The organism is Bradyrhizobium genosp. P, assembly GCF_049949265.1.
GTDB lineage: Bacteria > Pseudomonadota > Alphaproteobacteria > Rhizobiales > Xanthobacteraceae > Bradyrhizobium.
In genome coordinates this window covers 2,786,273-2,810,647 of record NZ_CP188195.1, presented here as the reverse complement: position 1 = coordinate 2,810,647, position 24,375 = coordinate 2,786,273, and the positions used below count along the sequence as shown (strand labels likewise).

At 59.0% G+C, this 24,375-nt stretch carries 15 protein-coding genes and 3 pseudogenes; 2 read left to right on the top strand and 16 right to left on the bottom strand.

Annotated features, from left to right (window positions below; translation table 11 throughout):
- Positions 1 to 185: 185 nt before the first annotated feature.
- The 7 genes from ACP2YO_RS13610 to ACP2YO_RS13580 form a co-directional block, all read right to left on the bottom strand.
- Positions 186 to 1,001 carry an NAD-dependent epimerase/dehydratase family protein gene (locus ACP2YO_RS13610; RefSeq protein ID WP_426441303.1) on the bottom strand — a complete coding sequence of 272 codons (816 nt, stop codon included), beginning with the start codon at positions 999 to 1,001 and terminating at the stop codon, positions 186 to 188.
- Positions 998 to 2,218, bottom strand: coding sequence for a pyridoxal phosphate-dependent aminotransferase (locus tag ACP2YO_RS13605; protein ID WP_426441302.1), 1,221 nt, complete (start codon positions 2,216 to 2,218; stop codon positions 998 to 1,000). The genes ACP2YO_RS13610 and ACP2YO_RS13605 overlap by 4 nt, the downstream gene beginning before the upstream one ends.
- Positions 2,215 to 3,834 (bottom strand): hydantoinase B/oxoprolinase family protein, encoded by a 1,620-nt coding sequence (locus ACP2YO_RS13600; RefSeq protein ID WP_426441301.1) that lies wholly within the window; start codon positions 3,832 to 3,834, stop codon positions 2,215 to 2,217. The genes ACP2YO_RS13605 and ACP2YO_RS13600 overlap by 4 nt, the downstream gene beginning before the upstream one ends.
- Positions 3,831 to 5,927 (bottom strand): hydantoinase/oxoprolinase family protein, encoded by a 2,097-nt coding sequence (locus ACP2YO_RS13595; RefSeq protein WP_426441300.1) that lies wholly within the window; start codon positions 5,925 to 5,927, stop codon positions 3,831 to 3,833. The genes ACP2YO_RS13600 and ACP2YO_RS13595 overlap by 4 nt, the downstream gene beginning before the upstream one ends.
- On the bottom strand, positions 5,924 to 7,594 hold the full coding sequence (locus ACP2YO_RS13590) for a thiamine pyrophosphate-binding protein (RefSeq protein WP_426441299.1): 1,671 nt from the start codon (positions 7,592 to 7,594) through the stop codon (positions 5,924 to 5,926). Before ACP2YO_RS13590 ends, ACP2YO_RS13595 begins: the two co-directional genes overlap by 4 nt.
- A gap of 710 nt (positions 7,595 to 8,304) precedes the next feature.
- On the bottom strand, positions 8,305 to 9,840 hold the full coding sequence (locus tag ACP2YO_RS13585; RefSeq protein ID WP_426441298.1) for a porin: 1,536 nt from the start codon (positions 9,838 to 9,840) through the stop codon (positions 8,305 to 8,307).
- A 588-nt stretch (positions 9,841 to 10,428) separates the two neighbouring features.
- Positions 10,429 to 12,531 (bottom strand): recombinase family protein, encoded by a 2,103-nt coding sequence (locus tag ACP2YO_RS13580; protein WP_426441297.1) that lies wholly within the window; start codon positions 12,529 to 12,531, stop codon positions 10,429 to 10,431.
- 502 nt (positions 12,532 to 13,033) lie between these two features.
- Between ACP2YO_RS13580 and ACP2YO_RS13575 the strand changes: the two are divergent.
- A pseudogene (locus ACP2YO_RS13575) lies at positions 13,034 to 13,275 on the top strand (ATP-binding protein); the annotation flags it as partial.
- Positions 13,276 to 13,480: 205 nt separating this feature from the next.
- Here the strand turns inward: ACP2YO_RS13575 and ACP2YO_RS13570 are convergent.
- The 4 genes and pseudogenes from ACP2YO_RS13570 to ACP2YO_RS13555 all read right to left on the bottom strand — a co-directional run bounded on the left by ACP2YO_RS13570 (position 13,481) and on the right by ACP2YO_RS13555 (position 17,901).
- The gene (locus ACP2YO_RS13570; protein ID WP_426441296.1) at positions 13,481 to 13,705 is read right to left on the bottom strand and encodes a hypothetical protein; all 225 of its coding nucleotides are present in this window, start codon (positions 13,703 to 13,705) and stop codon (positions 13,481 to 13,483) included.
- Positions 13,706 to 14,419: 714 nt separating this feature from the next.
- A complete protein-coding gene (locus ACP2YO_RS13565) occupies positions 14,420 to 15,136 on the bottom strand; it encodes an alpha-hydroxy-acid oxidizing protein (protein ID WP_426443181.1) in 717 nt (238 codons plus the stop codon).
- 17 nt (positions 15,137 to 15,153) lie between these two features.
- Complete coding sequence (locus ACP2YO_RS13560) at positions 15,154 to 15,780, bottom strand: hypothetical protein (RefSeq protein WP_426441295.1); 627 nt, start codon at positions 15,778 to 15,780, stop codon at positions 15,154 to 15,156.
- Positions 15,758 to 17,901 (bottom strand): annotated as a pseudogene (locus ACP2YO_RS13555) (thiamine pyrophosphate-dependent enzyme). Before ACP2YO_RS13555 ends, ACP2YO_RS13560 begins: the two are co-directional and overlap by 23 nt.
- A 287-nt stretch (positions 17,902 to 18,188) precedes the next feature.
- On the opposite strand from ACP2YO_RS13555, the gene ACP2YO_RS13550 reads away from it, so the two are divergent.
- Complete coding sequence (locus ACP2YO_RS13550) at positions 18,189 to 19,085, top strand: LysR family transcriptional regulator (RefSeq protein ID WP_426441294.1); 897 nt, start codon at positions 18,189 to 18,191, stop codon at positions 19,083 to 19,085.
- 300 nt (positions 19,086 to 19,385) lie between these two features.
- Here ACP2YO_RS13550 and ACP2YO_RS13545 read toward each other — a convergent pair whose 3' ends face one another.
- The 5 genes and pseudogenes from ACP2YO_RS13545 to ACP2YO_RS13525 form a co-directional block, all read right to left on the bottom strand.
- Positions 19,386 to 19,643, bottom strand: coding sequence for a hypothetical protein (locus ACP2YO_RS13545; protein ID WP_426441293.1), 258 nt, complete (start codon positions 19,641 to 19,643; stop codon positions 19,386 to 19,388).
- A gap of 123 nt (positions 19,644 to 19,766) precedes the next feature.
- Positions 19,767 to 20,106 (bottom strand): annotated as a pseudogene (locus tag ACP2YO_RS13540) (FAD-binding oxidoreductase); the annotation flags it as partial.
- Positions 20,107 to 20,537: 431 nt separating this feature from the next.
- The gene (locus ACP2YO_RS13535) at positions 20,538 to 22,145 is read right to left on the bottom strand and encodes an MFS transporter (RefSeq protein ID WP_426441292.1); all 1,608 of its coding nucleotides are present in this window, start codon (positions 22,143 to 22,145) and stop codon (positions 20,538 to 20,540) included.
- Between the two features lie 163 nt (positions 22,146 to 22,308).
- Positions 22,309 to 23,409, bottom strand: coding sequence for an ABC transporter ATP-binding protein (locus tag ACP2YO_RS13530; protein ID WP_426443180.1), 1,101 nt, complete (start codon positions 23,407 to 23,409; stop codon positions 22,309 to 22,311).
- Positions 23,410 to 23,559: 150 nt separating this feature from the next.
- Positions 23,560 to 24,372 (bottom strand): ABC transporter permease, encoded by an 813-nt coding sequence (locus ACP2YO_RS13525; RefSeq protein ID WP_426441291.1) that lies wholly within the window; start codon positions 24,370 to 24,372, stop codon positions 23,560 to 23,562.
- Positions 24,373 to 24,375 lie beyond the last annotated feature (3 nt).

Here is a 24,375-nt window from a genome sequence, read left to right as displayed (position 1 = left end):
AACGCTTCATATTGCGCGGCAGAAGCGGATGGGCAGACCAGAAGTCGCACGCGAGATGACAGTCAGCCCGGTACTTGCCGGTGATTATTGCAATCGTCGTCCTCTTGATCATGTCTGGTTGTCGCAATGCCGTTTTAGTTGCGCAACGTTGAGCTTCTCGACGGGTTCGATAACCGAGCATCGCCCTACTCGTCCGGGTCGTCAGGATGACCCAGATCAACGAACCAACCACCCAGAAAACGCACGGCTGGTTCGTCCGGACCAGCAGCAGGCAATCGCCCCTCTACCTCGGCACGAAACGCCTCAGTGCTGTCCTGAGGATGGAATCCGATATGGCCAGCCAGCCGATTATTGACCATGCGGTGTCGATTGTTGGAAATGCCGAAGATAATCGAATGTGCCACACGCGGAGCGGTCAGGCTCGCTTCAACAAGACGAACACAATCGCCAAATGTCAGCATCGACCAAAGCATTCTGCGGTCCTTAAACTTGTCGAACGACGAAAAGATTCGGCAGCAGACCGTTTCGATACCGAACTTATCCCAGTACAGCCGCGAGAGATCCTCCACAAAGCATTTCGATACGCCATAGAGACTATCGGGCCGATGCGGAGCATCGGCGTCGATCTGGTCCTCGATTTTGTGATAGCCGATCGCGTGGACCGAAGACGCATAGACAATGCGCTTGACCCCGTTGCGCCTTGCCCCCTCGTAGATGTGGTAGCTGCCGCGGATACTGGAATCGAGGATGGACTGCCAGTTCGTCTCGAGGGCTGCGCCTCCGAAATGGACGATAGCATCGACATCTTCAGTCAGTTTTAGCACCGCATCGAAATCCGAGAGGTCGCAAATCACAACCTCTTCATTAGGCCGGAGATCCTTAATCTCAACCCTGTCTGAAACGCGCAGGCGGCGTGCCAGTGGTGCCAGACCACTGCGCAAATGTGTTCCAAGTCGACCGGCTGCGCCGGTGATCAGGATCGTGTCAAAACGCGGACTCATGCGGTGGCCTCGGAGGGCTGTAGCGCGCCCACAGCCTTGGCGATACGGGCGACAGCTTCGGTAAGGATCTCGTCGGACGTTGCCGTCGAGATACGGAAAAAGGGAGACAGGCCGTACGCCGAGCCGGGCACTGAACTCACATGTCCCTCCGTGAGCATGTAGTTCGATATAGCGGCGTCATTCGATAGTATATCGCCCTTCGGCGTGCGTTTGTTGATCAGGCCGGCGCAGCCGATATACGCATAAAATGCGCCCTTCGGCGGCACCAGGGAGAGTCCCGTGATTCCGGCGATGGCTGACACGACGAGATTTCGTCGGCGTTCAAAGGCTACGCGAAATTCGGCCACGCAATGCTGCGGCCCTGTGAGCGCGGCGAGAGCTGCCGCTTGCATCGGAGCCGCGACAGACGTGCAGGACTGGCTCTGCACCGTATTCATCGCTTTCACCAGGGGCCCGGGGCCGGCCGCGTATCCGACACGCCAACCGGTCATGGCATATGCCTTAGCGACGCCGTTCACGATCAGGGTGCGGTCCTTCAGTTCGGGGCACGCTTCCCCAAACGACACGAACTTTCGACCGTCGAACAGAATGTGCTCGTAAATTTCATCGGAAAGGATCAGGACCTGCGGATGCCGCGCCAGGACGCCGCCAAGCGCTTGCAGTTCTTCCCTTGAATACACGGCCCCCGAAGGGTTGCCCGGCAGATTGAGGAAAAGCCATTTCGTACGATTCGTAATGGCCGCCTCGAGGACATCTGGCGTCAATCGAAATCCAGCCTCTGCTGGGCATTCGGCAATCACCGGCACGCCGCCGAGTAGCTTCACCATCTCGGGGTAGGAGACGAAATATGGAGCGGGCAGCACGGCCTCGTCGCCGTCCTCCAATGTGGCCATCAGCGCGTTGAAAATGACCTGCTTGGCGCCGTTGGCGACCACGATGTCGTCGGCAACGTAGTCGAGTCCATTCTCGCGCCGGAATTTCTCTGCAACGGCCTCGCGCAAGGCGGGCGTACCAGCAGCTGCTGTGTAGAGCGTTTCGCCCGCGAGGGCAGCCTTGCAGGCCGCCTCAATGATATGGATTGGCGTCGGAAAATCGGGTTCGCCCAATCCGAGGTCGATGACATCTATACCCTTGGCTCGCAAGGCCAGGGCAGCCTGCGAGGCAGCCATCGAGCGAGATGGCTTAACCGCGGAAAGTCTGGAGGAAACGTATCTCATTTGCCATTCTCTAGAACATAGCCCTTAGAGCGATCTCGCGCAGAGGTTCTGGGGTCGCGTTTGGCCGGATCACCGTAGCCCCCGCCCCCCGGAAGCTCGAGAATAAGCCTGCGGCCAGCCGGCACGTGCTGCCAGCCTTTCGGCCGCATTTTTGTGCCGTCATCCAACATGACTGCGCCGGCCGCGCCGTGCTCGCCACCGTTGCGCCCCTTTGCGGGATGGTTGACCCGGTCGAACATGGCGGAGAAGTCAAACTCGTGGCCGTCGATTGCAGCGATCTCGATGAGCTGCCCCAGTCCACCCCTGAACTGGCCGTCTCCACCCGAATTCGGGCGCAGCTCTTTGCGCCACACGATGATGGGCCCTGTATGCTCGGTCGCCTCGATCGGCATGGTATGAACGCCGGAGGGAAAGGCAGTTGCCGACAACCCATCCGAGCTCGGGCGCGCTCCCATGCCGCCCGAATTGAACATCAGCACCTCTGCGCGGCTTCCTTGCTGGCCGGCCACTGGTCGGACCGAGATGTGAATATTCCAAAGAGCACCCGCCCCTTCCGCAAGGATCTGGCCAGGTATCGCTTTTGCTAGTGCCCCCAGCACAAGGTCGGGAACCATGTGTCCCAAGATGTGCCGCAACGCCACCGGGGCCGGACGAACGGCGTTCAGGATATTGACCGGGGACTCCACCGTGAAGAAGGCCAGCGAGGCCGAATTGTTGGGAATGTCCGGCGCGACCACGCACTTCAGAGCATAGCAGGCATAGGCCTTGCTGTAGATGATCGGGCAATTGATGCCCCACCGGCTCATTGGATCCGCACCTGTGAAATCGACTGCAACATGATCGTTGCGAATGGCGACGGTAGCGGCGAGCTTGACCGGAGTGTCGTAGCCGTCAGTAACGAGCTCGTTTGACCAGCTTCCCTTCGGGAGGGCTTCGAGGCGCTCACGCATGGCAACCCTGGTGTGCGAGAAGATGAACTCGCCCAACACGTCTAGAGACTGCAGGCCAATCTCCTTCATCATGGCAATTAGCCGCTGATGACCAACCTCGTTGCACGCCGCCAGTGAATAGAAATCGCCGACAACCTGGTTTGGTTCGCGCACATTGGTTCGCAGCAGGCGCACCAGGTCGGTATTGACCTCGCCCCTTTCCGCGAACTTCATGATCGGGATCTGTATGCCTTCCTCATAAACAGATTTGGCATCGGCGCCAAATCCGCGGCCTCCGACATCGACCACATGCGCTGTGCAGGCGAAGAACGCAACAAGTTCGCCATCCAGGAACGACGGCGACACCATGGTGATGTCATGCAGATGGCCCGTCCCCTTCCAAGGATCATTGGTGACATAGGTGTCGCCTTCGAACATCTCTTCCCGGGGAATTTCGCCGATGAAGTGCAGCACAGCTTCGGCCATTGTATTAACGTGGCCGGGTGTCCCTGTGACTGCTTGTGCAAGCATCTCTCCGCGTGGATCGAAGACGCCGGCCGAAAGGTCGCCAGCCTCGCGCACTGACGTCGAGAACGCCGTACGAAGCAATGTAAGTGCCTGTTCCTCGACGACGGAGATCAACCGGTTCCACATGACCTGCATGCGGATTTCACCAATGTCGCTCATGCCGGGTTGCCTTTGCGGATCAGGAGAATTGCGCCGTCGCTTTGCCGGACGGCATCGAAGGCCGTCATGACGACTGTAGATGTCTCCCGTTCGGTGATCACTGCCGGCCCGACTACTCTGTCGCCAGGGCTAAGCGCGTCACGCTCGACAATGACATAGTCTTGTGTCGCGCCCGTTGCGGGATCGAATACAGGCCGGATCGCGGTAGGCTGGATAGTGCGATCACCAGTCGTCAACCGGTGACGCGCTGCAGGGGGCCGGTCATCGGTCGCCTTGACCGACCAAGTCACCACTTCAATGTCCAGGCCGTCCAACCCGTCAATGGTGCGGCCGAAGAATCGCTGGTAACTGGCGCGGAACAGGGACTCGAGTTTACAGATAGCATCATCGTCGAAGAGCTCATCGGGCAGGGATACCGGGATCTCCCAGCCTTGTCCGGCATAGCGCATAAAAGCGGTAATTTCGACGGTGATCCTAGCGTTCGCGCCAGTGCGGACGAAGCCCTCGGCCGAAATCCTGAGCTGTGCAAGCAGCGAGTTGACTTCCGCAACGTCGAACTGCGACAGCCGTGCCAGCCGCGACGCCACCGCTTCGTAAGCGAAGGGAGCCTTGAGGAAGCCGATCGCGGAGCCGACACCGGCACCCTGTGGAACGATACACCGATCGATGCCTAGTTTCTCGCACAACCTCGCGGCGTGAAGAGGCGCGGCGCCGCCGAAGGCTATCATCACGTTGTCGGATATGTCTTTGCCATTCTCGATGGCATGCACCCGAGCGGCATTCGCCATATTCTCGTCGACGACCTCGCAAATGCCGAATGCCGTCGCCATAACTTTCAGGGAAAGTCGCTCGCCAACATCGCGCATGACTGCCCGCTCCGCGGCAGCCGTATCGAGCCTGATTGCGCCGCCCGCAAAATTGTCGGGATCCAACTTGCCGAGGATCAGATCCGCATCGGTGATGGCCGGTCGCTCGCCGCCACGGCCATAGCAGGCGGGGCCGGGCTCCGATCCGGCGCTCTCCGGTCCTGTCTGGATGCGTCTCATTGCGTCAACCCAGGCGATCGAGCCGCCGCCCGCCCCTATTTCGATCATTTCGATCACGGGGATCGAGATCGGCATGCCCGACCCCTTGCAGAAACGGTACGTTCGCGCGACTTCGAAGGTTCGCGCTGTGCGTGGTGCGTAGTTCTCGATGAGGCAGATCTTGGCCGTTGTTCCGCCCATGTCGTAGGAAACGACCTTCTCCAGGCCAAAGCGGCTGGCAATGTCAGCTGCAAAGATCGCACCTCCCGCCGGTCCGGATTCGACCAGTCGAACCGGAAACTCGGAGGCCGTCTCGACCGATATCAGGCCGCCACCGGAATGGATCATAAAGACCGGGCAGTCGGCCCCCATTTGCCTCAGGCGATGCTGCAAGCGGGCCAGATAATCGGCCATCTGAGGTCGAACGTAGGCATTGGCGCAGACAGTATTGAATCGCTCGAACTCACGCATTTGCGGTGACACTTCCGCGCTGATGGAAATGGGCGCGCTGACCTTCTTGTGCAGGATCTCCCGAGCCCGCCGCTCATGTACCGGGTTGGCATAGGAGTGGATGAAGCCGATGGCGACCGCTCGGTAGCCGCACGCGGCAATGATGTCTCCGATCTCCTCCAGCGCCAGTTCATCCAGCGCCTGAAGCTGCTGCCCCTCTGCGCCTATGCGACCTTTGACGACGAAACGATCTTCGCGGGGGACCAAGGGCGTCGGCAGTCGCAGATTGAGGTCATACTGCTCGAACCGGCTTTCGGTCCGCATCTCGATGACGTCCCGAAAGCCATCCGTTGTTACCAGTGCGGTTTTTGCACCTCTCCGTTCGATCAGCGCGTTGGTCGCAAGCGTCGTTCCGTGGACGATGAGGCTGATATCCGCCGCCGAAATCCCCGCATCCCGAATAACGATGGCGAGGCCATCCAGAATGGCCTGCTCAGGGGCCGAATAGTTGGTCAACACCTTGGCCGAAAAGATCTTGCCGCGCACATCAAGCGCAAGGTCGGTGAAGGTACCGCCGATGTCCGCGCCGAGCCGAATATCCTCCTTGCGATTGCTCATGACTTCACCTTCTGCGAGGCAAGCGCAGCATCGCGCATTTGGGAAAGAGTCTGACGGGGCGTAAGAGCTTCAGGCGACACCGCAAGGTCGAGAACAGCGCCTGTCGGCGATGCCAGGGCACGCTCGAATGCCGCTGCGAAGTCCTTCGTGGCTTCGACACGTTCGGCATGGAAGCCATAGGCTCGCGCCAGGTTAACAAAATCGGGGTTATTGATGGTCGTGCCCGAGACCCGCGCCGGATAGTCGCGCTCCTGATGCGCGCGAATGGTTCCGTAGATTCCGTTGTTCAGAATTAGCACGATCGGCTGGGCCCCTACCTGCATCGCGGTACCGAGCTCCTGGCAGTTCATCTGGAAATCGCCATCACCGGCAAAGCAGACGACGGTGCGTCCCGGACAAGCGACTTTCGCCGCTATGGCGGCAGGTAAGCCATACCCCATGGCGCCAGATTGCGGCGCGAGCAGTCGCGCCGCAGGGCCGAATTTGAAGAACTTGTTCGGCCATACGGTAAAGTTGCCAGCGCCATTCGTCAGGACCACGTCGGCGGGCAGCCGCTGCCGCAACCACGCACTGACTTTGACCATATCGACTGGACCCGGTTGCTCCGGCGCCTCGAAGGCCTGCTCATAGGCCAGCCTGGCTTTGGCACGCCATTCCGACCACTTTCCATTCACGACCTGGAGAGCGCCCGCGAAGGCGTTCGGCCCTGCATGAATTCCGATATCTGGAACATAGATCTTTCCTATTTCCCGATCGGACGGGTGAACGTGCACGAGTTTTTGGCGGGGCCGCGGTACGTTGAGCAGCGAGTATCCATCTGTTGTCATTTCGCCGAAGCGGACATTGACGGCGAGGATAATGTCGCTCTCTAGGATAAGCTTCTTGACGTGAGGTGCCATTCCAACACCAGCCTCGCCGGCAAACGACGACGAATGATTGTCGAACTGATCTTGATACCGGAATGCCGCCACGACGGGGATGTCGGATCTCTCGGCAAAGGATTGAAGCGCGAAGCGACCCTGGTCCGTCCAGCTGGTCCCGCCGATCAGGAGGAGTGGGCGTTCTGCCGAAGCCAGTAGCGCGCCAACCGACGCGATTGCATCAGTCGCAGGCGCGGCCTCCGACGTCTTTGCGAAACCGGAGAGCGGCGCAGCGGAGGTGACGGTCGTCAACATGTCTTCCGGGAGCGCGACCACCACTGGACCTGGCCGGCCGGTCAGGGCAGTGCTCCATGCACGCGCGACAATTTCGGGCAGCCGGTCTACGTCGTCAATCTCCACCGCCCATTTCGCGACCGTGCCAAACAGAGCCCGGTAGTCGATCTCCTGAAAGGCCTCGCGACCTTTCATGTTGGTGCCGACCTGACCCACGAACAGGATCAATGGGGAGCTGTCCTGCATCGCCGTATGGATGCCGATGCTGGCATTGCAGGCTCCCGGTCCGCGGGTCACGAAACAGATGCCCGGAGAGCCCGTGAGCTTGCCATAGGCCGATGCCATGAAAGCCGCACCGCCTTCGTTACGGCAGAGCACATAGTCGAGCTTGCCGATGGTGTCGTGAAGCGCGTCCAGAACGGCGAGATAGCTTTCCCCGGGCACCCCGAATGCCTTGGTCGCACCCAAGGCTAGAAGGCAATCAACAAGGAGATGGCCGCCATTTCGCGTCATGTCTGAGAACCTCGGATCTGCCGCCGTTTGCGGTTGAGTTAGCATTGGCCGGCGGCCCGAATAGCAAGATCGGTAGTCACGACTAGCTTCGCTGGTTAGGGTCGCCTAGGCGGCTTTGTCCTCCCCTGAAATCCAGCGTGTAATCACTTCGGTCCAAGCCGCGCACAACGCAAATGATTTTTTAGCCCAATGTCATTCCAATAGCGAATAACCAAGACCCGTCAGCATTGTTTGAACAAGGTTGGACACGTTCGCCACCGATGACGCCAGGTCGCGGACCTACCCACGCGGGCGAAACGTCAGTACTCCGACCCAGCTTGGCGATCTCTGTCGCTTCTCTGACTGGACTTGGCGAGGATCTCGTTTTTCGACGGCGTTGCGGAACGCATTAGTCGCGAAAAGCACACGCGCTCCTCGACAACGCTGTGCCAGCTCCTCTCACCGCAGTGTCACGATTCCCCGTGCGCACCACAAGCGATGCGGGGCGCACTAAACCGTGAACCGCCGCAATGACACGCAAGGTGCTCCTTCGCCAAGACCTCAGCCCGCGGCAGAGCTCGCGCGGCTGTTTTTATGGCGATTGCCGGATTCTTGTTCGTCGTCGTGCAAGTACCAGATCTCAGATTCAGAAGGCCTCCGGCGGGCACGCCGGACGCCTTCTAGGAGGTCGAACTAGACATGTTTCATCTCGTCACTAGTTCGATGGCGGCTTAGAAGTTGCGCTGCACTAGAAATTCGACACCAAAGCTGTCTTGATCTTTCAGCGCATACACAGCACCTGGCTTGCCGATGCCCGCCTGCGCCGGCAGACCCACCGTGCTGCCACTCGCGAAATTTTGGTGAAGTCTGCTGTAATCGAGTTCGGCCGCAAAGGTCAGCCCCTTGACAGGAGTCCATGCCGTTTTTGTGCCGACAACTGCATAGTCGAAGTCGGGATTGCAGCCTGCCGCCCCGCCTGACAGCGCAAGGTTCGCAACGAACGCTCCGCAGATGTAGCTCTTGGCTGTGCTGTTATAGCGCACCGCGCCAAGCGCGCCGAAAATGGAGCTATACCAGTGCGGATCCCAGTTGTGGTTGAAGGCTCCGTTGATGCCGTACGTTGTGGTCAGTTCCTGACCAGAGCCCGCAACGAATACCGTATCAGAAACGCCCCCGATTCCGATGCTCTGGTAAGCACCTGCCAAGCTCGTATTGCCGTACCTCGCGAAGTTGCTGACCATTTCCTGGTTAAAGTTATATCGGCTCGCACCATTCGTATAAACACCCGACACGTTAATCGAGTCACCGGTACCCGTCGGAATGTTTTTGATGGAAAGGCCTAACTGACCGGCCCAACCCCACTTGTCGTCAGGATGGCCGGTGAGCTCGGTCCCGCCGTAATAGGCGGCGTGGTTGTCGTGCGCCGCGACTGACGCTTGGAATAAACCCCAAGATTGGTCCACACGAAACTGCCCGACAATATCTGGAGCTATAGCGCCTGCGTAATCACTGCCGCCAAACACACCGCTCGCGATTCCCGCAGCTGACGCCGCGCTCACGTTCCAGACGCCTGCCTGGATTTGTGCTGTTTGATCTTGGGCCGAGATTGAGGCCGTGATCCCCTGACCGAAGTTAGCAGTGTAAGTGAACTGGTTCACAGGCTGGAAAGCGCTGGCACCTGGCAATGCTACGTTGTTCCCTGGATATTGGGCCCAAGGCGTGGAAAACTGAGACGTTGCCATGCCCATGGTGAAGCCAGCAAATTGGATGAAGGCAAAAAAGAGGCCGAACGTACCACCGGCAACGGCGCCAGGATTTGCGTTGTTTGGCGCCGAAACACCGCCGAGCGACTGGTAGACGGTCGAGCCATTTCCTAGTCCGCTGTTGGTGCCGCTCGTCCACTGAAATACAAGCTCGGCGAAGGTACGAACCGTGCCGTATTCAGTCGCGGTGCGCGTGTCAAAGTCCAGGAGTTCACGACTACGCCAAGTGTAGCTATTGCTGAAGCGGTTCACCGCCCCACCCTGTCCAAAGTCTGGATTCACACCCGTACTATTGCTACCCGCCTCCAACCAGCCACGCGTATAACCACCGAGCCTGAGACAAGTGTCAGTGCCTGGGATGTAATAGAAGCCCGGACCATACAACGAGCATATCTTTACGTATTCGATTGCTTTTGCCTTTACCGGCAGATCGGCGGCCTGCGCCGCCCCCAGCGCGATCAAACTCGCGGCCGTACCGAGTAAAAGAGTCTTCGCCATTTCCATAGAAATTCCTCCAAATTTTTTGAAGGTGACAAGTCGCCAAACCAGCGACTGACTACCTTCGCCCCCCCGATGGCTTTCTCCAAAACGGAATTCGCGAGACGGCCCACCCTTTCCGCTACTCGCAGGGATCAAGTTGACAGATAATCTTCACAATTGGCCCAAGAAGTTTGTACGAAACGTACGGGCCGCGCCAGCGTTCGAAAGCGTGTGATCCAACCGCTTCATATCGGTACGACCGGTACCAACGCATCGATCGATGCGTTAGGCTTTCTTCGCTTGGTTGCGCGATAAAGTTCGACTCAATAACTTTGCTAGCCAAACCGAAACGAAAAGTGCAAGCGGAAGCGCCCTTCCGGGGAGCACCGTATGCGAGAAGAGCCAGAAGCCTGTACCCTGCGTGTTTGAGTTATGCCTGATACCTGGGTGCAATGGTTGAGTGTCATACAGGCCTATTCATTTTGTTCTCTCGCCGTTCGGCGCGACATTACAATCATTGGTCGCGCCCCTTGTACGTTTCGCGCCTCCGTCATCGTCACCGCCAATCTTGCCTTCGGTGAATGGCCTAGCGTGCTCGGCGAGCCGATGACTTCATGATGCCTCCTTCTTCGAACGCTTGGTGCGTCGTACCCGCTTGCGAAGCTGACTCATTTGTTCGTCTGAGAGCTCGATCTGCCATGGCTGGCCTTTGGTTAACTGACGACCAGCCAGCAATCCGCGCGCGAGATAATCGAACACCGTTTGCGGTGTTACTCCGAGCTCAGCCGCTGCGCCCTGAATCGAGAAGCTACCATCGGGCCAGCGCATCGGATTCTTGTCCACTCCGTTGATTTTGACGGTGGGAATACCCCAGCGGGTACGCAACATCCAGACGTTCTCGCCCTTGAAGGCACAGCCTCGAGCCGCGACGAAGCCTTCCTGATTGAGTATTGCCGCGATCTCGCCATCCATTTTGTGTTCAGCATTCAACTCGACAATCCGTCGCCGCAACCGATCAATGTCGATGTAGTTGCGGTAGGTGTGAACGCGCCGTTGTACGTGATGCTCGCTGGTTGCGCCGGTCTGCCAGACGATCTTGAGCCACACCTGACCTCGGGTCAGCTTTTGATCAAGAACGACTTCGCAGATGACAAATCGCAGAATGCGCTTGCGATCGGCTGCCGACGTGGTGGCCGCGTTCCAAATCCGCGACAGGTTCTCGCCGAGCGCTTGTAGCCCTGCGCGTTCCGCCGGGCCAATCAGAAGCGGCTCTTGCGCGCGCCAACGCGCATGCTCCTGCTCGACCGCCTCGACGACACGCAGCTTCTCTTCCCAAGCCCGCTCAAGTGAGCGCGCCACAAGACGGTTCTCGGGCTCGACGGTGTCATACTGACGCCGAGCGCGCTCGGCCTCATAGCGGGCGCGCTCCACGCGAAGCGCCCACTGGCGCTCGAGCTGACGGCTCTCCTGCTCGAGTTGGCCGGCCGCCGCGAGTGCGATCTCAATCTGATCCGGCACCAGGGCATCGAGCACCACCCGCTCGACCAGCGCGTCAACCGCCAAGGCCCGGACCTCCTGACACAGTGCACTGCCTTGCTGGTCCCGATCCGAGCGGCAGCAATAGACCGGATAGTCGGCATTTGGGCCCGTGTAGCGCATGCTCATGCGCCGTCCGCAACGGCCGCAGATCGCAATTCCTTGCAACGGGGCTGCCCCCTTGCGCGGTACGCCAGCGTGTCCCGCCTCATAGCGGCAGACGTTATCTGCCAGTCGTCCCTGGTTGGCCATGAACTCCTCCCAGCTGATATAGCCTGGGTGAGCGGCGTGCAGGCAAACCGCCCAATCCGCGATCGCCACCTTGACCGTTCCCGTCGGCGATCCCGGCCGGCATCGGCTCGGATCCTTTTGCCGGCGGCCATAAACAAACGCGCCAGCATAGGCCGGATTTTGAAGGACACTAAGGACGCGTGCACTATCTGGCGCACGCCAGACGATCTCGTGTGGCGATGGTCCAAGCAGCGGTCGAACCGGCAAGGACAATCCGCTCCTGTCCAAATAACGCATCACACGGCGAGCGCTTTGCAGTTCCCGGAATTTGGCAAACACGAGATGCAGACGAGCCTGCACCTCCTCATCGGGATTGAGAACAATTGTACCCGCTCGATCATAGGCGAGCCCGGCAGGCAGGGGCAGCCGCAGTTCGCCGCGCGCCGCCTTCTGGCGTTCCCCTTGGTGAAGGCGCATCCGAAGCTGATGCAACTCCGCCTCGCTCATGATGCCGGACAAACCCAACAGCAGGCGATCGTGGTAGGCGCGTGGATCGTAAAGCCGCTCGCCATCCGCAATGAGCACGCCGAACACCGAGCAAAGTTCGAGAAGCTGATGCCAGTCCCGGTTATTGCGGGCCAAGCGAGAAGCGTCGAGGCTCACCACAAGGCCGGCGTTGCCAAGGCCGATCTCGACAATGAGCTTCTGGAAACCGTGACGATCCACGCCGCCGGCACCGGATTTGCCCAGGTCCTCGTCAATCACCTGGACGCGCTCGGGCGGCCAGCCCAGACCGATGGCGCGATCGACAAGGCGGTACTGTAGCTCGGTGCTCTCCTGATGCTGGCGCACCTGGTTCACGGATGACTGCCGCACGTAGACATAGGCCAGCTTGGCTCGGTGTGCAGTCGTGAGCCGCTCGTCAGCGATGTTCGAGCTGATCAGCACGGCCCAGTCCCCTTCCGGGCGTGCCGGGGATCGCTTGCATTCGCCGCATCAGCGCGGCGATGGTTTGAGCAATCTGGGTTTGCGTCGCGGTCGACAGATTCGGCCACAGGCGCGGAATGTCGGCCGTCGGACGGCCGGGCGGATTTGCCAACGTCGGTAGGGGTCGATACGCAACGCGACCTGGAAGCGGTCGGTGGGTCGTCGCGAATCACCTTCTCGTCGAGAAGGCTCAGACTCGCGCTCAAATGTTGCATCAATGGGATCAGCGTACGTGCACTGATGCGCGGCAGATCGGCGGCATCCGGGCGGGAAGTGATCGGCGTCTCGGCAAGGTCCGTCGATGCGATCCGAACCGCCCGTGGCCGTCCGTCCGGCAGCGCGACAACGACGTAGGCGGGACCGCGTCCCGACCGCTCCTTCAGCACCTCAAGCCGGTGCCCAAACAGGAAATGATGTGGGTCAGTGATCGTGACGTGAGACACGACCCGTTCAATAATGGGGGTACTCTGCCGTGTTCGGTGATGCCAAGATGACCACCGCGCTGCTCGATCGGTTGACCAACACTGCGACATCGTCGAGATCGGCAACGATGGCTGGCGATTCAAAAGCCGTGACGTCGACGATCACGCCACCCGCGTTTGGCTCGTCTCCGCAACCCCGGCCAGCTCCGACAAACCGACTGCTACTGCCAAGTCCCATCGTTCAAAGATTGGACTCCAACGAGGGGGCACACTTGGGTGCTGATTGACAGGCTGCTCTGGCACGTGACCCCCGGCGCTTCCGCCGGCGCCGCGCCACCTCTTACTCGAGCAGGAGGCCGAGCCATTCGGCATGGCTAAGCGTGTTGACGTCCGGCGATTACTCAAGCGCCTTGAGGCCCCTGGCGATGCCGCGCAAGCCGAGCTCGCGGACAAGACCTGAGTGGGATCGGTCAACGTCTGGAGATCCTTCACTGGAAGTAGCCGCGCCCGCGCTCGGCGGCGCCTGCGATCACCCGAGATGACGTGGATCCGAACTGATTCAGCCCGGTGATGCGCTCGTCGACTTCAGCGCGCTTCAACTGATCTGCCAGGCCGTGGTCAGTCTCATCCTCATGATGAATGACGAGGCGTGCGACTGCATCTGTTTTCAGATTTTCGAACGGAAGCGGCGTGCACGAAGCGTCGACGACCAAAGCTCCAACACGGCACGCCCGATTTCGCCGGCTCCGAAGCGAATTAATCGACCGGGATGGACGCGCCTTCGTTCCGCCTGTCGACAAATATGGTACGTCCAGAGCGATCGATCGTCCGGCTCTTCTTCAAGGCTCTATCGACAAACTCATGTCCTCAGCGGTGGAGCCGATGGCAAGATGCTGATCCAGCGGAAGTGACGCCGTCGTCAATCTTGCACGAATGGCAGGGCGGCAACTTTGAAAGACTGCCACGTCGCGGTCCCGACCCAGCGATGCAAACGCTCACCATCCAGTTCCCGTGCAGTGACAGGTCGAGCTCGTCTCGGTCAAGCTTATCGGCGACGTTCAATGTTCCGCTCGGCATCAGCGTGAGACGAAGCTTCGGCCGTTGGGCGCTGGTAACCGCCACAATCGGGCCCCGAGGCAACCACCGTTGCATAACTCTTCACGGCGATAGCGAAGCCGCCCTGCGGTGGCGGGCTCGAAGTCGTCCCCATCAATCGCCAATTGCAGATCGTTCAGCGCCCCGGACCGGGAAGCGCGAGTTGCTCTGCTCCATGCCCGAAGGCGTACGGACGAAGCGCCCATCCGACGAGCCACCTCCAGTCAAGCCTTGGACGGACTTCGGCAATCGCTCAGTCAATTCACGGTGTCACATGATGAGCTCGTTGTGAGGCTTCGAAGCTCGATCTGGATCTACTTCTGGTGTTCGACTCAGTTCTGACCGGGCGAAGTGTGGTGGGGGTAGCCGAGGTTTCGGCGGCGTTTGGTGATCACACAGGGCAACGCTTTGTCCGCAATATGGTGTCGCGTCAGCTCACCGCACGACCGGCAACCGAGGAGTGCTAAAGTCGTGTCGAGCTCTTCACGAAGCATCCGTAATACGTCAGAAACCCCCGCCTCCCCTCGCGCGGCCAGCCCGAACAACACGGCCCGACCAATCATGACCGCTCGCGCTCCTAACGCGATCGCCTTGACAACATCAGACCCGCGCCGAAATCCGCTATCTACGAGGATCGGCGTCCGAGATGTGGCAGAAATGCTCGGCAACACCTCAACCGGAGCAACAACGTCATCAAGATGTCGTCCACCATAATTGGACAACACAACACCGTCAACGCCAACTCGAGCACAGCCTGCAGCGTCCGTCTCAGCCAGTACTCCCTTAACAATTAGCGTACCCGGCCATGCGTCGCGTAGACGCTTGAGGTCGTCCCAGCTGAAGCTTGCATCCATCTGACGCCGCATCAAGGCGGCCTGAACCTCAATCGATTGCCCTTCACCCTCGAAATTTGCCAACCGAGGGATTCCTCGAAGCATTTGGTGGATCGTCCAACTCGGGTGCAGAGCCGCGTCCAAGATGACTTGGTGACCGTATCGGAACGGTATCGCAAACCCACTCCGCAGATCTCGCTCGCGTCGGCCGTTCACTGCGACATCGACAGTAACTAACAATGTCGATTATCCTGCGGCTTTAGCTCACCGTACGAGCGAGAACACGAGCTTGCTCTGCACGATATAGAGTTGAAACCATAGGTCTCCTCCTGCTTGGCGAGCGACTTTCTCGGTGCTTGCATTCGATGCGGTTGAGAGAGTGAACGGAATTCCTGCCTTAACGCCGCCATATCGAAGCCGATGAACTCCTTGGCTGCGGCTTTGCATCCGTCGAGAATTGCCATTTGATCGACACGTCCATCCCGGACCGCCATTCGCTCGCCAATAGAGTAGACGCGGTGCGTCGAAGCAATTAAGTGCGTCCGTTCTGGAGTAACGAAACCTCGTTGTACCGCTCGGCCAGCCTCCATGAGCTCCGATGCGACCACGAGATCGACATCACCCGCCACGGGCATTAGCCCTAGGATTGGAGGCTTACCGGCCTCCGCCGCGGCGCTCCTGGCGAACAATTCCAGGTAATAGATTGTCGCTCCCGTGCGTTGCGCGACGCCCGGGACGGACGTCACCTGTGCCAGGTAACCATTTTCCTCGGCGACGTAGAGCAACCAGTCAGCTAGGACTCCGCCCCCCTCGCCGCCCATTGCCAAGATCGCGATGTTAATTGGTCTCACGCGGTTCATGCGACGACCTCTGCTCCGACCGTCGCTGCAGCACGGATATGATCGCGCCACGCAAACCAGCCGATATTCGATCCCATCTCGTTGGATTCGATATGACCGAAGCTCGATAGAAGGATGGGCAAAGAACGGCTGCGTGTGCGACCTCGCCACAAACCCCCGCAACCGACGCACGACTGTATAACTTTCGTCACCGGCTCGCGCCGAAGCGGATCGGGATTGGGGGCGATGGTCAGAGAAGGACATCCCGATAGGCGAATGCAGGAGTGATCTCCAGTGCACGTGTCGTGATCGACACCGAAGCGCTCCCGCACCGTTCGCAACCCGTTTTTTGACCGCTCTGCGGCGATCGGACGCTCTCGCCGTTGGCGATTGAGCATACACTCCGATCGAGCTACAATAACTTTTGGCCCTTGGATCGAGGTGAGCAGCGCATCCTTCAGCACGTCGCGCATGGCAGCAAGATTGTAAGTATTGCTTAACGTGCGGATCCACCGAACGCCGACGCCCCTCTAATGCTCGTTCAATCGAGTTCCTGGTCGATCGCCGCAAATTGTTTACCGCCGAAGATAAATTGTCTTGGCCGCCCGTCGCGGCGGAGTATCCATTATCGACAACGATTTGGACGCCATCATTCTTGTTAAAGACCGCATTGCCTACCGACGACACAAGTCCGTTGTGCCAAAATCCACCATCTCCAAGGATCGCAATTGCTCGCTTTGCACCGCCTCCTCCCAAGGCTGCCGTGCCGGCACCGCCAAGACCGTAACCCATCACGGTGTTGCCGACATTGAACGGCGGAAGCGTCGAGAACAAATGACATCCGATGTCGCAGCTCACGTGGTGCGCCCCGAGTTCCCTTTCGACCAACTTCATGGCAGTGACAATCGGACACTCAGGACAACCAGTGCAGAATGACGGGGGTCGTCCCGTGAATATTTGGCGCCACCTTCTCGGCAGCTTGCGTGGCGACAGGATTGGTTGCTTCAGCAGACACCAGATCAGGCCGGTATTGACGCAGGAACTTTGTCAAGCCGGCCTTCACCACATTGCCGGTGTACTCGCCGGCCCTCGGCAACATGCCCTTGCCTTCGCATCGGGTCTCAACGTGTAGGCGCCGCAGGATAGAGTTGATGGAATGCTCGATGAATTCGGGCTGACCTTCCTCCACCAACAGGACTGCTTTCTTTCCGGCGCAGAACCGTTGGATCTCCGATTCGATCAGCGGACAGACAACGTTCAAGACGTACACCGGAATTCCGGTATTCCCGAAGACATCAGCCAATCCGCATGTATGAAGAACTCGCATCGTCGTGTTGTCGCCCTGAACGATAATGCCTAGATCGGTGGCCTCGCCCTCAAGGAACTCATTCAGATGATTTTCTTCGATATACCTCACGGCGGCGGGCCAACGCCGTTCTATCTTCTCTTGCTCATGGAGATAGCTCGCAGGTGGTAGAACAATTCGATCGGTGTCGCGTTGAGGTTGGTTTCGCGCATCGTTCGGTGTGAAAGCCGCGCGCTTGTTATCTCGCGCCACGAAGCTTCCGTAAACGTGACAAGCACGGATCCGCAATTCGAGCATCACAGGCGTGTTCGATGCCTCCGATAACTCGAAACCAGCCTCAACGGCTCTAACGATGGAAGGCAAATTCGGTCGAGGATCGAGTAGCCACAGTTGCGATTTCATCGCAAACGCGTGGCTACGCTCTTGCATAATTGAGGATCCCTCGCCGTAGTCCTCTCCGAGAATAATGACGCGCCCCCCGTCACGCCACTCGAAGAAAGGTTGGCCAACGCGTCAGATGCGACGTTGGTTCCTACTGGCCCCTTGAAGGTAACGGCCCCCCGAAGTGGATAGTTGACTGAGGCAGCAAGCGTAGCGGCGGCCGCCGCTTCGTTTGCGCTCATCTCAAATCGGATGCCAAGTTCGTCCAGGAATTCGGCGGCGTCCGACAATACATCAATCAGATGCGAGATCGGAGCCCCCTGGTAACCTGCGACATAACTAACGCCAGACTGCAACAGGGCCTTTGTTACGGCAAGAATGCCTTCACCGCTGAATACGGTACCGTCGCCCGCCCGAAGTTGCCGGACTTCTGCTTTGAATGAACGTTCTGCCATGACCTATCTCCGTGGACGACCCGCGCGGCGTTTCAAATGTCGAGATACAAGATCTGACCCCTTGCGTTCGTGGCAAGTCGAGCGTGGCCTTTGAGGATAATCACCCTGCCCGTTTCACCGACGTCCCACGTGGACTATTCGCATAGTGCGATTGCACTATCACAGCAGAAAGCGTCGCGGGGTCGGCCAAGGCATGGAAGAATGTTTCTTGGATCAATCCTAAATAGAGTTTGCGTAATAGGTCAAATAGATGGAGGATATATGCGTTATACGAACATTTTATCACGATGATCGCAATCGACTTGCAATCCCTTCGGCTTTTTTGCGCGATCGTTGAGACGCGCAGTGTTTCTCACGCGGCCGACGTCCTGGGAACGTCGCAGCCAGCTGCCAGCTATTTGTTGGGGCGATGTCGAGAGCAGATTGGCGACCCTTTGTTCTTGAAATCGAGCAAGGGAATGACAGCTACGCCGAAGATGCTGTCCCTGTATCAAGAGCTCCGCCGAGGCATCGACGTTCTAGACTCCGCGCTGAGCCCCGCAGGCTTTGATCCGCGACGTTCCGACCGAAATTTCCGCCTCGCCATGTCCGACATTCGCGAAATGGTTTTCTTGCCGTCCATTTTGGGGCGGCTTCAGAGCCTCGCACCTAAGGTAACTGTTGAGGTTGTCCAGATACCACTCCAGCAGTTGCCACGCGCTCTCGATTTCGGGGATGTTGACTTCGCTGTCGGCAATCTTCCCGAAATCTGCGCCGAAACATCTTACACGACAGTGTTTCGCGAGCGTTATGTGTGCTTTTTCAGAAAGCAACATCAGAGCATCAAGAGAACGTTGTCCACGCGACAATTCGAGGCGTCGGATCATATCATCGTGTCCTCGCCCTTCACTGGACACCACAGTGTCGAGCGGTCGCTCCTCGAGCGAGATATACGGAGGCGACCGACATTAAAGGTCGCAAACTATACAAGTGTTCCAAATGTGATTGCGGAAACCGATCTTTTGGTGGTTATCCCATCGCGCGTCGCGAAGGCGTTCGAGAGAACGCACGGATTGCGGTGGCTGCCGCTCCCTGTGAGCATTCCGTCGTTCGACGTCCGCGTTCATTGGAGTCGTCGACATGAGACCAACGAAGGACACGAATGGATGCGCTGGATGTTGCTTGAAACGCTTCGTCGGATCTGAGGTAACCCGGTTGTCCGCCCCAAGCCAGCGTCGCGCCGTCCTTACAAGTCTCATACCGGTGATCCTGAAGCCATCTAGTGACTTCTGCGCCGGTCAAGAGCGTGATGTTCGGTTGGCCAGCATTAACCCGTCAAGACTGAACTTGGGCCGAACAGCGGTCCAAGCCAGCCAGAGAAGCGGCCCGGATGTTGCCACCATCCTTTGTCCGCGCCATGCGGCCGACCAGGACGGCTGCGATCCGCGAACGCGCCGCAGGATTGTTGATCAGACGGCCATTGCGAAATGCACTGGAGCGTACGTTCAGCGCATTGCGAAAATCTGCGGGACGCACAACCGCATTGCGGATCCGGCCGAAGCTCGGGCCAGCGTGTCGCGCGATGGATCCGAACCCGCGCCGCCATGACGTCCGCCACCGAAATGCGCGTGCCCGAAGCCGTGACTGCCGAAGTGCCCGCCACCATGGCCACCCCACCGCAGTGTCCGCCCTTTGCCAGAGCCGCACTTGCCCACCATCGAGGCCGGCGCCATCACGGCAATTCCAATGATCGGTCGCAACATCGTCTCCTCCTGCAAATCCGCGCCAATGAGGCGTCGGAACTTGCCGGGATTTGGAACCGACCCACCGGCTGGAAGTTTCCTGCGCGCGGCCGCCTCACGCGGCCGATCGCACTGCAACAGGCACTACGCCTCCGGCACGATCTTGCCGGGGATTGAAGATGTTTTGCGGATCGAGCGCGCGCTTCAGCGCTCGCATCGCGTCGAGTGCTTCAGGCCCGAGCTCGGCCTTCAGGTATTTCTGCTTGCCCTGGCCGATGCCGTGCTCGCCGGTGCAGGTGCCATCCATCGCCTGCGCGCGCTCGACCAAGCGATGCATGAACCTCTCGCCGCGCGCCATCTCCTCCGCGCACACGAGGGAGCAGTGGAAGTTGCCGTCGCCGACGTGGCCGACGATCGGCGACAGCAGGTTGAGCCGCTTTAGATCGTCCTCGGCCTCGGTGACGCAATCCGCAAGGAGCTCAACTGCACATCGCTGGCAGAAAGCGGCGGGTTGACCGTGATCGCTAAGGGTTCGGATCAGTAATCCGTCCTCGCAATATCCCCGTTGGCGGGAGACTGGCCTTCTCACTGAGAACACGTGCTTGCAGCTGCGCTTTTGATGAAAGGAACCCCGCCTGCGATTCCCGGCGTCCGACCGGCGATAGGCCATGTCGAGCCTCCCGTGCAACAAATGACGGCATCGAAGCCGCAATAACGATGAGATGATGTGGCATCAAGGAATATGGAGCATGTCGGGATGAGACGGGACCTCTGCCCAGTTCGTGATGCAGAGTAAGAAATGCGAGGGCGAGACATGTTCAGACCCGTGGCGACGTATTCGGATTGGAGCTTCGACGCGGCCGCGCCAATTGCTGAGAGAGGACGTCGATCGCGGGTCGGCCGGCCCCTCTTGCTTCACGGAATCGACCCGAACGGCCTCTCCAGCATGCGTCGGACGCGCACGCGCTCAGGACCGACGTGAAAAGCGGCGGCCTTTCGATCAAGTGCGCGCTCCGCCTGGGTCGAGCGGCTGCGCTGCCGCAAATAATCGAGCCACGTTGGGCAATGATAACGTTCGGTCCACAGCTCGGGGTCAGCAATGTCGCAAGCAATCGACCAGCCGTAAGCGCCATTGCGCTTTCGAGACAGCTGAACCTGCTGCATCAGAATGTGGAAGGCGCGCGCATTCTCCTGCGGGATCCGATATTCGATCTCTACCACCAGCGGCCCGCTGCGTGCAGTCAGCGCCAGCCGCACCTTGGGATCTTCAAGCATCTCAGGCTCTTCGCCACCGGCATTAATGCGCGGCATTGGCAGCCAAAGGCCAAGGAGAGGCGAGGAGAGCAACAGGGCCGCCGCGACCAGAAGGGCAGTATCGACGCCGGCGGCGTCCGTTAGGCGGCCCCACCCCCAGCTGCCGAGGGCAATCCCGCCAGAGCTTACCGCCTGATAGGCTGCGAGGGATCGCCCCGTCACCCAGCGAGGCGACGAGAGCTGCGCACCAATGGTAAACAGCAGCCACGTCAGCGTCCATGCTGTCCCCACCAACACCAGCGCGGTCGCCGTCAGAAGTGGCTCGCGGCTCAGGGCCGCGGCGGCGATCGCCCCGCCCATAGACAAGGCGCAAGCGCGAATTGCGGCTTCGCCACTCATACGCGTGCGCACCTCGGCGAGAACGAGCGCTCCAATAACAGCACCGAGACCAAAGGCGCTGAGCATGATGCCATACGTCTTTGCGCCGCCGTGGAGGAGATCGCGCACCATTAGCGGCATCAGCGCGATGATCGCGCCACTAATCACGCCGGTCAGCAGCGCGCGGCTCAGAACGATCCTGACCGACGGCGAATTTATGATGTAGCGCACGCCGGAAATAATCGCCCGGTTAAGTTTTTCAGGAGGCAGACGCGTAGGTTCGGTGATGCGCTTCCACACAACCAATGCGACTATTAGTGGCAGATAGAGTAGCGCGTTGACTGCGAACGCCGCTACTGCTCCCGCCGCTGCAACCAAAATGCCGCCGATCGCCGGCCCGAGGCTCCGGGCTAAATTGTAGCTGATGCTATTCAGAGCGACAGCCGCAGGCAACGCGTCCGCCGGCACCTGCTCGCTTACCGAGGATTGCCAAGCCGGGCCCCTTAACGCCATGCCACTCCCAACCACAAAGCAAAGCGCCAGCAGAATATTGGGCGTAGCAAACCCATAGAGTTCGAGCACAGTCAGCGCGATTGCTCCCGAAGTCTCGATCGAGAGTGCAACCAGCGCCACGATGCGACGGTCATGCATGTCGGCTATGGCGCCGGCCAGCATAGATATTAGCATGACGGGCAGCATGAGCGCCGTCTGTACCAGCGCAACCCGATTCGCAGATGACGTCATCTGAGTCATCGCCCAAGCCGCGCCAACCCCTTGGATCAAAGTACCAAGATTCGTGAGCAGGCTCGCTAACCAGATGCGGCGAAAAGTCGGATAGCGTAATGGGGCGATGATGCCACCGAGACCGGATGGTTGCGTCGAATCGATCATCTCGGCTCCTGCTGCGCTTCTGACCGAGTGCTCTTGTCTCGGTTTAGCGGCAGTTCGCGACTCCTCGCGCGCACAACAAAACGCTTGATAAAGCTACTCGCCGGACGTGCGCGGCACTACCTCAGTGCGTTTTAAGGCGCCAATATTCGACGTTCCGCCAACATCACTTTTCGAGGATAACCATGTCTGAGGATGACCAGCACAAGCGCACCCGCGTCCCAAGCTTGGGCCTCGTTTCAGCCCGACCTGACATCATCTTTGCTGTCATGTCGATGCCGTTCTCAGTTTTAACGGTCAGGCGAGTGGTCCCGCCGATGAACGAACTGCTTATGACCTCGCCGTTTACGACGTTATCATCGTCTCGGGTGGTATGGTCATTGGCGGTTACACGTAGCTTCTCGGGTCGGATCATCACGACAAGATCCGGCCTATCGATCGGCGCATTGGTGGGAACAGCAATGGAGTGGTTGTCAGAAATCAGCATTCGACCTTCGCTGGTCATTCTTCCATCGATCAAATTCGACTCGCCGATGAACTGCGCCACGAAACGGTTGCGCGGCTGAAAGTAGAGTTCATCGGGCGTCCCTAGCTGGGCGATTTCGCCCCTATTCATCAGGCAGATGCGATCGGACATGTTCAGCGCTTCTTCCTGGTCGTGCGTGACATAGATGAGGGTCGTGCCCAACTCTCGGTGGAGGCGCTTAATCTCTCCCTGCATCTGCTCGCGCAGATTCTTATCCAACGCTCCCAGCGGCTCATCCATCATGATAATGGCCGGAGAATAGACAATGCACCGTGCGATACCAACGCGCTGCTGCTGACCCCCTGACAGCTGACGCGGTTTGCGATTTTCGAAGCCATGCAGTCCGACACGGTCAAGTGCCTCCATCACCCTGCTATGGATCGTCCTGGCTGATTGACGACGCACGCGCAGCGGATAGGCGACGTTGTCGAACACAGTCATGTGCGGCATCAACGCATAGTTTTGAAATACCATGCCGATCCCCCTATCGCGCGGAGGCATGCGCGTAATGTCGCGCCCGTCCAGCAGTATTGTGCCGGTTGTCGGCTCGCTCGCACCTGCGATCAGGTTTAGCAGCGTCGTCTTGCCTGAGCCCGACGGGCCGAGCAAAGTCAGGAATCCGCCCCTCTCTAAGCTGAGGTCGGTCGAGTGAAGCGCCGTTACCGGGCCATACGTTTTCGACACACCCTTCAGCGCGACCACGTGCTCAGACTTGTGGCTAGCATTGGCACCGTTATGCATCTCAATCACACTTTCATCCGGGCAGCTATGGCCATGCGAGCTCGTCCGTTCATTTCGGCGAATGTATTGAATTGATCCCGAGTTCTCCACCCCTAGCATCATCCGCGATCCTGTTCTCATACTATGCACTCCGACCGTCGTGACACATCGTCAAATATCGATCGACGGTTCCTTCCTCAAGGCGACCGCAACGATGCTGACCAACAAGGAAATTGCGGTTAGCAACGTAGATACCACGGCAATCACCGGCGAAACCTCCCAGTGGAGAGCGTTGTACATTTTCACCGGCAAAGTGACAGTGTTCGGCCCCGCCAGGAACCAAGATATGATTACTTCATCGATAGATAGAAGAAACGCGAAGAACGCGGCGCTTACGAGCGAGGGTACGAGTTGAGGAATAACCACCGTCACGAACATTCGGATGGGCCCAGCCCCCATCAGCTCGGCGCCGAATTCGAGATTGCCGTCGAGTTTGTTCACGCCAGCCACGATCATGACGATAACAAAGGGCAAGCTGACCATAACATGGCCCAGAATGATAGAAACAGTCGTACCGCTGATACGAAGATACGAGAAGTAGAGAAAAAGCCCGAGACCCGTTACGATATGGGGCACAACGAGGGGGCTCATGATCAATGCCGTAATGAACTTCTTGCCAGCGAAGTTGTGCCGCGCCATCCAGTAACCGGCCGGCACGCCGGCAAGCATCGCCACCGTGGTACTGGCGACCGCGACCTTCAGGCTTTGGAACAACGGATGTGTCCAGTCGGCAGACTTGAAGAAGATTTCGAATAAGTCAAAGGAGTAGCTTTCCGGCGGGAATGTCAGCGCACTCGTGGGCCCAAAGGCCATGGGGATTGTCACCAGCACTGGGAGAAGGAGAAAAAAATAGATCGTCACGGCCAATGCCGTCCCCATGCTTTGGTAGCGGCGCGAAAGCGGATCGTGGATGATATGGGACACGAG